Consider the following 12,923-nt stretch of genomic DNA (forward strand, 5'->3'; position numbering starts at 1 on the left):
CATTATTGCTGGCTTGTCACTGCTCCCCACAGCAACTCGGATAGAAGGACGCCACCGGCGCCCTTCTTCACCCAAAGTCACTCCTACGAGCGAATTGTTGCTTTCTCTTCTTCCAAATAACCAGACTCCATAGACTGCCTACCTGTGACGAAAACATCGTTTCCGCGTGTTATAGTTACAACTGGGGTTGCGGGGTGCTTCTGCTTCATTTTCAAATCGTTCACGTCAACATCCCTCGCATCTTCTAGCCGCAGCGCAGGACCTTGTCGCGTCTCAATCCGAACATGATGGAATTCCACGCCTTCCACATGCTTACAAAGCATGCCATCGCCAGCCATGATGAGCTTCTCGCGCACCATGTCGGGTTCATCCCCCATCTCGGATGGATCTAACGTCATCTCAATGTTAACGTGTGCAAGTTGAACATCACGAATCGGCATTTCCGGCAATCCGTAGAGAAAACCTGCAGCGGCGCGTGTCCGTTTCGATGTCACTTGATGAATCCGTATATGTTCAATGACCGGCGTGCATTCGGTAATAGGAACCGCATCCGGGCTGCTGATCAACGGATCACTTTCGTCAACCCCGTGCCGGTAGAACGAGTTGATGGTCAACGGACAGAACACATCTTCCATGTAGATATTGCTTACTAAAACATTTTTAATATACCCGCCGCGAGCGCGATTCGTTTTCATCCGTATGCCGCGATCGGTCCCTGTAAAAATACAATTTGAAATGACCACATTGCGAATGCCGCCTGCCATCTCGCTGCCGAGCACGACACCGCCATGTCCTCTTAGCATCGTACAGTTGGTAATCACGATATTCTCTGAAGGTTTGCCTACCCTGCGGCCATCTGCATCGATACCGGATTTGATGCACAAGCAATCATCCCCAACATCGAAGAAGCAATCCGAGATACGGACATTCCGGCAAGAGTCGACATCCAGTCCATCGCCATTCGGTGTATCATTCGGGTTTTTAATCGAAACGCCGTGAAGCTGAACATCATCGCAATACACGAGATGCGTATTCCAGAATGGCGAGTTCTGCAACGTGATGCCTTCGAGTCTGACACCTTCACAATCGATTAACTGCAATAAAGTCGGTCTGAGAAATTGCGAGGGCCATTCCACGATATTGCTCTTCACGGTTTCCCGTAAGGCTTGATTCTTTACCTTGAGCTCTCGCATCTGTGCCGAGTCCAATGTGCCGCCTTTGCGAATCTCCCGATACGCTTGCCACCAAGCGCTGCCTTGTCCATCGATGATCCCGTCACCCTTGATAGACACCTTCTTCAAGCCTCTCCCATAAATGAGCGGGGAGTAGCCATAACACTCGTAGCCCGACCAGCGCGTCTGTACGAGCGGATATTGGTCGAACTCGCTGATAAACATCAGCTTGGAGCCCGTCTCAAGTTCCAACGTCATGTAACTGCGCAGCTCAATCCGGCCCGTGAGATACGTACCAGCTGGAACGAATACCGTTCCGCCGCCTTGCAGAGAGCAGGCCTCAATCGCTGCCGCGATAGCCTGTGTGTTATCCGTTACACCGTCTCCGACAGCGCCGAATGTTGTTATGTTAATGATCGCCATAGCTGCTCGCTCCTTCGGATCCTTACTTATTCAAAGCCTGAACTTCCACGCACGCCATGACAAAAGCCCCTACACCATGCAGATCATTCTCACTCGTTGGACGCGTTACGTAGTTCTCATAATCACCAGCAGACGTTCCAATACAGATCAGCGGCAAAATAACTCTCCCCTGCTCGTCGAATTTCAACGTGCGCAGCAAACCTTCATACCCTTTCAAGGCTGCTTTCGCGCATTCGCGGCCAACGACACCGAGATTCACGGCTTTAGCAATTGTGTAGACAAAAAGACTTGTACAGGAGCTCTCGAGCCAGTTATCTGGCTGATCTCCTTTGTCGACTACCTGATACCAGAGACCGCTTTCCGCATCCTGATAGTGGATGATCGTATATACGAAATCGCACAGCGACTTCACCAGCGCCTCGCGCCCTGGCTCGTCAGCCGGCAATTCGTCGAGGAATTGCGAAACGGCTAGCCCGTACCAGCCGAGCGAACGTCCCCAGAATTCCGGCGAGCAGCCGGTTTCGGGGTTCGCCCACGGCATGCGGCGGCTTTCGTCCCACGCATGGTACAGCAGACCCGTGCGCTCGTCTTTCATGTACTTGCGCATGAGCTGCTCTTGGTGCAGCACGGTTTGGCGCAAGCTCGTCTCGCCGAAGGCGTTCGCGTATTTCAGCGAGAATACGCCAGCCATGTACAGACCGTCCAACCACATTTGGTTGGCGTATTTATCTTTGTGCCAGAACCCGCCTTCGGAGGTGAGGTTCAGCGTCTTGAGCAGGTTGCGCAGCTTATCCGCCGCAACGCGGTATTTGGGCTTGCCTGTGCGCTGCTCCAAGCGGAACAGCAACAGACCTGCCTGCATCGCGTCGAGCTCGTCGCGGGCGAAATAGAGACTGCCGTTGTCGTCGACTAAGCCATCGACATAGCCTTGGATGTACGCGTCGTAGCGTTCATCCTGTTGCACTTCCGCGAGCATTTCCATGCCGCAAAGGAATACGCCTTGGTGGTAATGCCAGCGTCCTGCGGGCGGCAGCTCCATCGGTGTATGCGTGTCCATGATCGAGTCGCAGGCAGCTTGTGCCCACTCCAATGGTGTCTTCGTTTGAACAGGAGCCATGTTGAGGTTCCCCTTTCCTATAAAGAAAATATTGGATTTAAACGTTTCAATTTCTTTCCAGCTCGGTAAAAATTGGCCCTTTGGTTAGGGGAGGTGCCTTCTTGCCTGCTAACTGATAACAAACCGAACGGATTAACAAAGCCTGTGTGCCGGCGTTCATATCGCCCTCCACGTCGCCTCCCCCGATCTGGACAGCCTTCGGCATGCCAGGGTAGTATTCGCCTTCCTTCACCTGCGCCACGTTAGGCGCTGTTGGCGAATGGGCAAGCTCTCTGGAGAAGCCCCCGTCTGCACGAAGCAGACGCTTCATATTGGCCAATGTAATGGCGATGATTTCTCGCAAATCTTCAGGCGGAATGGATAACTTCATATAGGACAATAAGTGAATCGGATTGCGAATATAGCACATATCAACCGCTTCCTCATGCCGTAAGGCATACAGGATGCTTTCATAAATTCGTTCTTCTTCCGGCAGCGGAACGTTGAAGTGGTCATAGAAAATGTGCAGCTTAAACGTCCCTGAAATCCGCACATAATAAGATCCTTCCCCCCATAAACCGGTACAAGAATCCTGTTTATTGGCAAAGAAGTCGAATGCTGTTTGTGCAAACTCGGCTCTACGGCTCTCTGGCTCTACTTGTTTCACATACACGCTGGAGGTCGAAAGGCGATCACAGCCTCGCCAACTATTCGTTAGCTCAACCGACTTCAGCCAGGTGAGATAGTCATCCGGTGACGACATATATGACGGCGCTTGCTGTGCTTCGTAAGGCAGTGCATGAAGCGGCTGCCCGCCAAGCTTGCGCAACGCATTCAAGCTATAAGAAATGGCGCGGGCAACCATCACTTCATCTTCACGCATCAGCGGGTTCTCGTCATAGAAGTAACCTGACGATGCCTCTTGCTTGCTTTGAAAGAATCGGATACACCCGCGCCTCATGTCCATCGACAGCGCATCTAGCCAATCGCAGCGTTCCAGAATGTTCAGTGCTTGCGCCGTAGATTCAATGTCTGGAGCGCCGCCCAGCAATCGTCTGGAGCTTGCGGCGTAATAAAACCCGCCGCTTTCCGCATCCTTTTGCCTACCAAGCCACGTTCCAAAACCATCAAACAATTGATCCATTTCGCCAAGCAGCTTGCTGATCTCTACACTTTGATCTTGTGTCATAAGTTGTCTTGTCCCTTTACAGATTAACCCTTAATAGATCCAATCATCGCGCCCTTAGCAAAATGCTTTTGCAAGAACGGATACACAATTAGAATCGGAATCGTAGCTACGACGATAACAGCCATTTTGATTGACTGCGCTGGCGGCGGTGTCGCACTGTCCAAGTCAGAGCTCACGTCCAAACCGCTGGCAAGTACGACAATTTGGCGCAGCAAGACTTGAATCGGCCATTTGGCACTTTCATTGATGTAAAGAATTGCACTCAAGTACGTGTTCCAATAGGTTACCGCGTAGAACAACGAGATCGTTGCAATCGCAGGCATCGATAATGGCAGAACGATACGGAATAAGATACCGAAGTCGCTGCAGCCGTCGATTTTCGCTGACTCTTCAAGCCCTTCCGGGATGTTTTGGAAGAAGTTTTTCAAAATAATTAAGTTAAATGCACTGACTGCTGTTGGAAGAATCAATGCCGCGTAGGTGTCGATCATACCAAGCTCTTTTACTACGAGAAACGTCGGGATCAAGCCGCCATGAAACAACATTGTAAAAACAACGAGGAACATGATCACTTTACGTCCATCCACATCTCTGCGTGCCAAGCCGTATGCCATCAACGCTGTGATGAACATACTGATCACCGTGCCGACAGCCGTCGACCCAATCGAGACCGCCATGGCTTTAAATATGGTATTCGTTGAAAAAATAAAGCGATAGGCCTCGATACTCCAATCCGTCGGAATGAGGACGAATTTCTTAGTTGCCATTTCCGCACTTGTCGTGAAGGAACCTGCTACCACGTGTACGAAGGGGATGATCGTAATTAATCCAATGATCGTTAATAACAAATAGTTGATGATACCGAACATTCGGCCGGCAATTGTTTTATCTTCTACCATGATTTCAACCTCCTAGCTGCTTCCGCTTACCAAGCCTAGTAAACGCCTTCTTCGCCCAATTTCTTCGCGATTCGATTCACGATCATCACCAGAACAAGTCCAATGAATGATTTGAACAAACCAATCGCTGCGCTGTAGCTGAATTGCCCTTGTTTCAAACCTGCTGTATATACATAAGTATCAATGATCTCAGCAACTTCTCGGTTCATGGAGTTAAGAAGCAAATACACATGTTCAAAACCGAGCTCGAGAACCGCACCAATTTTCAAAATTAATAAAACAATAATGACACTTCGGATCGCGGGCAGCGTAATGTGCCACACTTGTCTAAGACGTCCCGCCCCATCCATACGAGCAGCTTCATATAAACCAGGATCGATAGAAGCAATCGCTGCCAAATAAATGATCGTTCCCCAACCTGCTTCACGCCAAATGACTTGCAGAATATAAATCGGTCTGAACCATTCTGGAGCTAGTAAAAAGTTAATCTTTTCAAGGCCGAAATACGATATGAGTTCATTAATAATCCCGCCATCCATAGTCAACATAACGAAGCTGATAGAGACGATAATTACCCAAGACATAAAGTGAGGCAGATACACAATCGTTTGAAACACTTTCTTAAACAGATCCCCTCTGACTTCATTCAGCATGAGTGCCAAGATGATCGGAATTGGGAAGTAGAACAAGAGATTCATGACGAACAAGATTAACGTATTGCTCAAAATATTCAGAAAATCCGGCTCTGTAAACAAACGCTTAAAATGCTCCAATCCGACCCATTCACTTCCAGTAACACCTTTGAAAGGCTTGTAGTTCTGGAAGGAGATGATTAGTCCGTACATCGGAATGTATTTGAAAACGATAAAGTACAAAATACCCGGCAGCAACATGACATAAATCCATTTGTTTTTCCAAAGACGTCTGCTCAGCTCGCTGCTTGACTTCCTAGCTACTATGTTTTGTGCAACCTTCACTTCTTGCATAGGACTTCTTCCTTTCCTTAAAAGGAGAAGGCCGCCGCGGTTTCAGCAGCCCTCTCACCTTGACTTGTCAGACACTTGTTGCAGAATTACTTTTTGTAAACAGCGTTGTATTCTTCGATGATTTTGCTGCCGCCACGAGCTTTCCAATCTTCAATCGCTTTATCAAAGCCTGCTTTATCGATTGTTCCGTAAATGTATTTGTTCGTTGCATCAATGATAACGGCTTGCGCTTGAACACCTTTTTCAAGGTTTGTTTTGGAATCAAGTGCAGCTACTGGGTCTTGAACAGCGAACTTCAGGTTCGCAATTTTCAACTCATCTGCTTTACCTTGTGCTGGGATCGTAGGAATACCCAAATATCTGCCGGACGTATCTTCATCACCAATTGCTGCATCTGTGAATGGTTTCACTTCGCGTGTCCATTTTTCTTCATCCAGCTTCTTCGCTTTGTTATCTGTTACGCTGTAGTTCACATCTTTAATGCCCCAGTTAGCCATGTTTGCTACTTCTGGTGTCATCATTTTGTCGAAGTAAGCTAATACTTTACGAAGATCAGCTTCTGTTTTATTCGCAGATTTCGGGAACAGAACTACGTTAGCGAATCCAGGCAATGCCCAATGTGCGAATTTGCCATCAGGTCCAGCAACCATGCTGTGCACATCAACTACAGCGGACGGTACGTTCTTAACCAAGTCTTTGTTCAACGTGGAAACGTCCGTCATCGCTCCGATGTACATACCTGCTGTACCCGCGGTGAACAACTTTTGTTGATCCGTTTTACTTGTCGCTGCGAAATCCTTGTTGATGTAGCCGCCATCTCGCATTTTTTTGAAATAATCCATGGTCGCTACATATTGCGGGAACATGAATTCAGGAGCTAGCTTACCGTCTTTCACGCCCCAGTTATTCGGTGTGCCTTGCCAAGCTGCGATAGTTTTGAATGCCCCGTAAATAAGATCATTACGGTCAGTAAGACCGATTGTATCTTTTTTACCATTGCCATCAGGATCGTTTTCCGTAAACGCTTTTGCCATTGCAAACAATTCATCTAGATTAGCTGGAGGCTTCAGACCCAACTTATCTGCCCAATCCTTACGATAGATAAGACCTTGACGGGCAATGTCGACACCACGGTACAGGGAGTACAATTTGCCATCCACTTTTGTATTATCATTTGTTGTGGATTTCAGCTTGCTCAGGTTCGGGAAGTCTTTCAGTAAAGGCCCGATCTCCCAGAACTGTCCGTCACGGATCGCTGATTTCATTTGGATGAACGTCGCTTGGTTTTTCAAGTACGTCGCTTGCGGAAGAGCGCCAGTTGCGAAAGTCGTATTCAACTTCTCTTCATACGTGTCTGCCGGGAAGAATTGATACGTCAGCTTCGTGTTCGTCAGCTTCTCAAGTTCTTTAATAATGGTATCTGGTGGGGTTTGCGCCGTATTAAGTGGTGCCATGATTGTAATCGCTGTAGGTGTATTGTCTGTCGGTTTCGGTGTTGCCGCTGCAGGTGCTGTTGTTGTCGTTGCTGCTGTTGTTGATGCAGGCGTTTCTTTATCTCCGCATGCTGCCAAAGCAAAGCTGGAAACGAGTAGTACGCTCATTGGAATCGTGACTAATTTTCTCTTCATATCGGGTTGACCTCCGTGAAAATGTTGTGTGCTACAACTCATACATTACACGGCTTGGAAAGGGTACCGAAACAATCATTTACTCATATCGGCTGCGTCTGGCGCGGGATGTGAGATGATGATTATCGGGTGTGCAGATGATTATTAGTGGGGAAGCTTTTAGTGACGGGGCTGAGGCTTTGGGCCTAAAAAGACAAAAGAAAGAGCCTACCAGTTGGTAGACTCCTTCTGAACTTCTTCTGACATATATCGAAAAACGAAAGTAACCCACTCAGGTTGAAGGCCTAATTAGTGGGTTACACCTTCAACCACTACTTCTTCGCATACGCCTCATTATACTCCTGGATCATTTGATTCCCGCCGCCGCGCTTCCAACGCTCGATCTCTTGCTGGAAAGCCGATTTATCTAACTTGCCTAAAATGTAGTTATATGTCGCATCCGAGATAATTTTGTACAATTCGACACCGCGCTCGTCATAGGTCTTCGATTCTATACCCAATGTCGGATCCTTGATCGCATAGTTCTCATTATCCAAGCTAAGCGTATCCGCCATTTGTGACAATGATTCGCTTTCTACAACAGGAATGATATTCGGATTGTTCAAATCCGCGATCATCAGCGCATATAGTGCGTTGACCTCATTAACACGGATTTTCGATGTCTCTTCGGAGAGCTGAATTTGTCCATTCTTGGCCGTGTAATGCCGTCCCTCTAAGCCGTACTTCATCAGATTAGCGATATCTTTATCCATCGTCCGATCAAAAAACTGCAGCACTTGCTTCAGTTCCGCTTCCGTTCTAATCGCCTTTTTGGAGAACAGATATAAGGCACTATAATTAGGGATAGACCAAATATGAAATCCCTGCGGTCCTTCAATATGATTCACGAGCGTGAACCTTGCCTCTGGATTCACCAACTGTGCCTCATCCGAAAGACGTTGTACATCCTGCATACTGCCGATGTACACGCCCGCCGTGCCGCGAATCAACTTATCCCGCTGTACTTCTTTGCTGGTCACGGCGAAATCCGAATTAATCAACTTCTCGTCATACAGCTTTTTCATAAAATTCATCGTGTCTATATACGCTTGTGTTTCGAATTCTGGTACGAGCTTTCCAGCGGAAACTCCCCAAGTATTCGGTGTTCCAAAGTAGGAGCTGAGTGTCTTAAATGAGCCGAATACCAAATCATTACGATCCGTTAACCCAATCGTATCATCATTCCCATCACGATCAGGGTCCCCATATGTGAATGCTTTGAGCACTTCATACAATTCATTGAGATTCGTTGGCTTCTTCAATTTAAGATTATTCAACCAATCTTCGCGAATAATAATTCCCTGCCGAGAGGACGGACGCTCGGTGTATAAGCCATAAATTTTGCCGTCAACGGCCGCTTGACCCAAAATCTCTTTATTCAGCTTTTTCAAATTCGGATACGCAGCCAAATAAGGTCCAATATCCCAGAATGCACCGGAACGGATCGAATTTTTCATCAGCATATAGTCCGTATATTTCACGTAGGTCGCTTTCTTCAATGAGTTCGTCGTCAGGGCTGTATTCATTTTGTCTGTATAAATCCCATCTGGTACCCAGTTCAAATCCAGCTTAGTTTGCGTCTTATCCTCAATCGCTTGTATAAGCTCTGGTATTGGCGGATGCGGAAAATGAAGAGGTGCCATAATCGAAATCACTGGCCGATCATTCTTCTCTTCTTTTGCTTTTGGTGTGCTCTCCTTCTGACAAGCGCTTATTAACATAAGGATGATTACAGCTATGATTATTCGTCCTGTCCATTTGAGTCGCCCGCCAAACAAACTACTTCTCACACTAACTCCTCCTTGCAATACAAGTGTTTTTTAACAGTAAATATGAGATAATGATTATCCCCATTGCAGATGATTATTGATCTGAACTGGACTCTTGACTACAATACATAGATAGTCTGACGTATGATTCTTCGAATAGATAAGGTGTTGGATGCGATGCGCTCTTTAAGTTTTCTTAGCAAAATGACGATATTCAGCTTCCTGCTCAGCACGCTGCCTGTGATTTTTATCGGTGCTTTTGCCTTTGTGACATCCTCAAGTGAGATCCAAAAAAATGTCAACGAAGGTAAAATGCAGTTAATCACCCAAATCAATTCCAATGTAGAGCAGAAATTAACCACTGTCAACCATACACTAAATCAGGTCATCAATTCCACTGTACTCAAAAAGGCGATGGAAATGCCGCTAACTGTAACCGATTTCATGATGTATGATGACCTGCGCAGTGAGATTCGGTATATGCAATCTTTTGACACGAGGCTCGAAGATGTGCTCTTGATTAACGCGAAGCAGAATTGGATGATCAAAAATTCAGGGCTGTACCGTTTTGACAACTATCCGTTCGCCGATAAACTGATTTCGCTGATGAACGCGCAAGATAACAGCACATGGACCTTGAATCCTTCGGAGTGGTTCTACACCGAGGAAAACGCTCGCAGCGTGAGCTGTGACTACAGTATTTCGCTTGTCAAAAAGCTGCCGACTACCGGCCTCGACAAATACGGCTTAGCCTTAGCGAATATTCCCGCCTGCTCCTTGCAGGATATGATTCAAAGTGACTCCGAACACCCTGATGACATTGTCATCATCGATGAACAGCAGCGGATTGTGATGAATCGTGATCCGGGTCTGATCGGAAAATCCATTACTGCGGCCGGTCTGACTGACCTTAAACCACTTGAAGATGGAAGCGGACAATTCCGCGCCAGCATTCACGATAAACCTTATTCCGTTACTTTCTTGCGTTCGAATCTGAACAACTGGACTTACTTATCCTTCACATCAATCGACAGCTTGACCAAGGAATCCAGCAAAATCGGAACCTACACAATCTACATCTGCGTTTTGATGCTGTTGCTTGCTTTGCTGCTCGCATGGCTCGTTTCGCGTAAAATGTACTCACCGATCCAGCTGCTCTTGAATCAAATCGGAGGTTTGGTGAGTGGTAATCAGCAGCGCAAGGCCAACGAATTTCAGATGATCAGCGAGCATGTGCATACTTTGTTCCAATCGAAGTCGCAGCTCGAAAAAGAAGTTCACCAACACATCGGCCAAGTGCGGACTTTCTTCCTCATCAAGGCTTTTCAGGGACATATTAAATCGGCGGAATTGCTCGAAAAGCTCGCACAATTCGGTTACACCGAACATATTGCCTCTTGGAAGACGATGTCTGTCATCACGATCCAGATTGATGCTATCGACCATACCCGTTATGAGAAAAAGGATATGGAGCTGCTGCTTTTTGCTGTGCACAATATGCTGGAAGAGCTCATCCCTTCGGAACAGCGCTTAGCGCCGATCCTAATTGATCAAACCATCGTTACGCTGATTGGCAGCGCAGACACGGTGGACAGCGACTTCCGCACCATGGTGTACAGCTTAACAGAGCAGGTTCAGCAGCATATTTACAACTTCTTGAGGCTGCACATTTCCATCGGGATTTCGCTGCCGATCCATGCTTTTACACAGATGGCGCTGGCGTACAAAGAGGGACTTGAGGCGTTGAAGCACCGGATTAAGCTCGGAGAGGGCATCATTATTCAATATGAGAATATCAACTCCGGGAAGCATTACTTGAATTTGAACTATCCGAAGCCGCTGGAAAACGATCTGATCGACAGCATTAAGCTAGCCGAAAAAGATAAATCCCGCGAGCTGCTGAAGCAGCTGCTTCAGGCAGTATTTGCGGCTCCCCTGTCGCCACAGGAGTATCAGATCCCGCTGGCGCGGTTGCTGAACAACCTGCTGATGATGATGCAGGAATCCGGCATCGCCTTAAATCAGATTCATCCGAACAAAGGCTCTTTGTTCGAAGAGGTGCTCAGCCTGCATACGACAGCGGAGATCGAGGACTGGTTCTGGACCGAGGTCATCCATCCGCTGATCCGGATTTACCGAGATCGTCAGGATGCGCAGTACCACAACATTTCCGAGAAAATCATCGATCTCGTGCAGCATTATTACGACACAGATCTAACACTCGAGGAATGCGCTTCTCGTCTGCATTACAATGCGAATTATTTAAGCAGTATTTTCCGCAAAGAGACGAACTGCTCCTTCAGTGACTATTTATCGAACTACCGCTTCAATATGGCAAAAAAGTGGCTCTCCGAGACCGATATGCCGATCAAGGATATCTCCTCGAAGCTGCGCTACAACAACTCGCAGAATTTCATCCGCTCCTTCCGCAAACAGGAAGGGCTTACGCCCGGTCAGTACCGGGATAAACAGAAAGAGGGTACGACGCCTAGTCCGTAGGACGAGGCCACCACGTGCAAGGCCGAAAAGCAATCGGTCGATGCAGCCACCACCTGCTAGCGGAAAAGCAAACAGCCGATGCAGCCCACCACCTGCTAGCGGAAAAGCAAACAGCCTGCGAAGCCACCACTTGAATGTTGGTGGTTTCGCAGGCTGTTGTTCCGTTATACCGGACTGCCCTATGCGGAAACGACTTGGCTGGCTTCAACCGCTGCTTTCAGCGCAGCACGGTTGTCCCACAAGAAGGATAGAAGCAGATTGCGCTCCTCGAAAAACGACTCGCCTACATCTTCGTAATCTTTCCCCACGCCATGAACACTAAAGCGCTCGTCTTCGTAGTTCATTAAGGTCCATTGACCTCCACGTTTTTTATCGGCAAATACGAGGTAAAGCTTCTTCCCTGCTGCATCCCACTCTGCGAAGTTTGAAAAGTTGTCCAAAATCAAGCTGATGTCCTGTTTATTCTTAATTTGCATGATCTTATCTCCTTTTCGCTTTTTTTAAAGCGTACCCGAGATTTCATGAGAAGTTTGTCACACTTTAGGGACGAAATGTAGGAATTTTTGTCGAAGGCGCTGGGCTTGGCGGGGGAGCCAGCATTTAGATGGAAAAACTACACCTAATATCGGCGGTTTGAGCTGAAATCGCCGATTAGATGGATTTCCTGTAGTTATTTCCTGCCGATTTGGCCAAAACGCTGAAAACCACGGAAAATAGCTGGAGGAAATCCAGTTATTCCTCTCATACCGTAGATTTTCTGGAAATTAGATGGAGAAAATCCAGTTAGTTGTACAGCTGTGTTGAAGGATGTCTGTCCATTGGATTAATACAGTGCTTTTCATAATTGTAGACCAAAATATCCTTCTATATTGGATTTGTCCACTGGAGCTGCCCCAAATCGGGCCAAAAAGGCCCCATTTGACTGATTTGAGTGGATTTGTCCACTCAAATTGGGTATTTGGTTAGTTTAATGACTCATCCATTGGAATTGTCCAATGGAGCGGTGTGCTAGAGGGGGATAGGGATAGTTCAGGGGGAGCGGCATGTTGGCGAGTGGAGTGTAGATTAGTTCAATTGAAGTAGCTTGTTGGTGCGTGGAGTGTAGATTTAGTTCAATTGAAAGTAGCTTGTTGGTGCGTGGAGTGTAGATTTAGTTCAATTGAAAGTAGCTTGTTGGTGCGTGGAGTGTAGATTTGGTTCAATTGAAAGTAGCTTGTTGGTGA

General features: G+C 47.2%; 9 protein-coding genes. 1 reads left to right on the forward strand and 8 read right to left on the reverse strand.

Going from position 1 to position 12,923, the window contains the following annotated elements; all coding sequences use genetic code 11:
* Positions 1-83 precede the first annotated feature (83 nt).
* The 7 genes from AC58UX_RS13805 to AC58UX_RS13835 all read right to left on the reverse strand — a co-directional run bounded on the left by AC58UX_RS13805 (position 84) and on the right by AC58UX_RS13835 (position 9,222).
* Positions 84-1,595 carry a glycoside hydrolase family 28 protein gene (locus AC58UX_RS13805; protein ID WP_497253479.1) on the reverse strand — a complete coding sequence of 504 codons (1,512 nt, stop codon included), beginning with the start codon at positions 1,593-1,595 and terminating at the stop codon, positions 84-86.
* A 22-nt stretch (positions 1,596-1,617) separates the two neighbouring features.
* The gene (locus tag AC58UX_RS13810) at positions 1,618-2,712 is read right to left on the reverse strand and encodes a glycoside hydrolase family 88/105 protein (protein WP_497253481.1); all 1,095 of its coding nucleotides are present in this window, start codon (positions 2,710-2,712) and stop codon (positions 1,618-1,620) included.
* Between the two features lie 46 nt (positions 2,713-2,758).
* Entirely contained in the window at positions 2,759-3,880 is a 1,122-nt protein-coding gene (locus AC58UX_RS13815) for a hypothetical protein (RefSeq protein ID WP_497253483.1), read from the reverse strand.
* A 23-nt stretch (positions 3,881-3,903) separates the two neighbouring features.
* A complete protein-coding gene (locus AC58UX_RS13820) occupies positions 3,904-4,779 on the reverse strand; it encodes a carbohydrate ABC transporter permease (protein WP_497253485.1) in 876 nt (291 codons plus the stop codon).
* Between the two features lie 35 nt (positions 4,780-4,814).
* Positions 4,815-5,765: an ABC transporter permease gene (locus AC58UX_RS13825; RefSeq protein WP_497253487.1), complete on the reverse strand. Its 951-nt coding sequence runs from the start codon at positions 5,763-5,765 to the stop codon at positions 4,815-4,817.
* 86 nt (positions 5,766-5,851) lie between these two features.
* Positions 5,852-7,393, reverse strand: a complete 1,542-nt coding sequence (locus AC58UX_RS13830; RefSeq protein ID WP_497253489.1) for an extracellular solute-binding protein — start codon at positions 7,391-7,393, stop codon at positions 5,852-5,854.
* Between the two features lie 311 nt (positions 7,394-7,704).
* Positions 7,705-9,222 carry an extracellular solute-binding protein gene (locus AC58UX_RS13835; protein WP_497253491.1) on the reverse strand — a complete coding sequence of 506 codons (1,518 nt, stop codon included), beginning with the start codon at positions 9,220-9,222 and terminating at the stop codon, positions 7,705-7,707.
* Between the two features lie 123 nt (positions 9,223-9,345).
* Here AC58UX_RS13835 and AC58UX_RS13840 point away from each other — a divergent pair, with 123 nt between their 5' ends.
* Complete coding sequence (locus AC58UX_RS13840; RefSeq protein WP_497253493.1) at positions 9,346-11,700, forward strand: helix-turn-helix domain-containing protein; 2,355 nt, start codon at positions 9,346-9,348, stop codon at positions 11,698-11,700.
* A gap of 179 nt (positions 11,701-11,879) precedes the next feature.
* On the opposite strand, the gene AC58UX_RS13845 is transcribed toward AC58UX_RS13840, so the two are convergent.
* Positions 11,880-12,176, reverse strand: a complete 297-nt coding sequence (locus tag AC58UX_RS13845) for a hypothetical protein (RefSeq protein ID WP_497253495.1) — start codon at positions 12,174-12,176, stop codon at positions 11,880-11,882.
* Positions 12,177-12,923: the final 747 nt, after the last annotated feature.

The organism is Paenibacillus sp. J22P90 (assembly GCF_059692195.1).

Coding starts and splice junctions, on each gene's coding strand:
- AC58UX_RS13805 (WP_497253479.1), bottom strand. CDS start 1,595: ATGGCGATCATTAACATAACAACATTCGGCGCTGTCGGAGACGGTGTA.
- AC58UX_RS13810 (WP_497253481.1), bottom strand. CDS start 2,712: ATGGCTCCTGTTCAAACGAAGACACCATTGGAGTGGGCACAAGCTGCC.
- AC58UX_RS13815 (WP_497253483.1), bottom strand. CDS start 3,880: ATGACACAAGATCAAAGTGTAGAGATCAGCAAGCTGCTTGGCGAAATG.
- AC58UX_RS13820 (WP_497253485.1), bottom strand. CDS start 4,779: ATGGTAGAAGATAAAACAATTGCCGGCCGAATGTTCGGTATCATCAAC.
- AC58UX_RS13825 (WP_497253487.1), bottom strand. CDS start 5,765: ATGCAAGAAGTGAAGGTTGCACAAAACATAGTAGCTAGGAAGTCAAGC.
- AC58UX_RS13830 (WP_497253489.1), bottom strand. CDS start 7,393: ATGAAGAGAAAATTAGTCACGATTCCAATGAGCGTACTACTCGTTTCC.
- AC58UX_RS13840 (WP_497253493.1), top strand. CDS start 9,346: ATGATTCTTCGAATAGATAAGGTGTTGGATGCGATGCGCTCTTTAAGT.
- AC58UX_RS13845 (WP_497253495.1), bottom strand. CDS start 12,176: ATGCAAATTAAGAATAAACAGGACATCAGCTTGATTTTGGACAACTTT.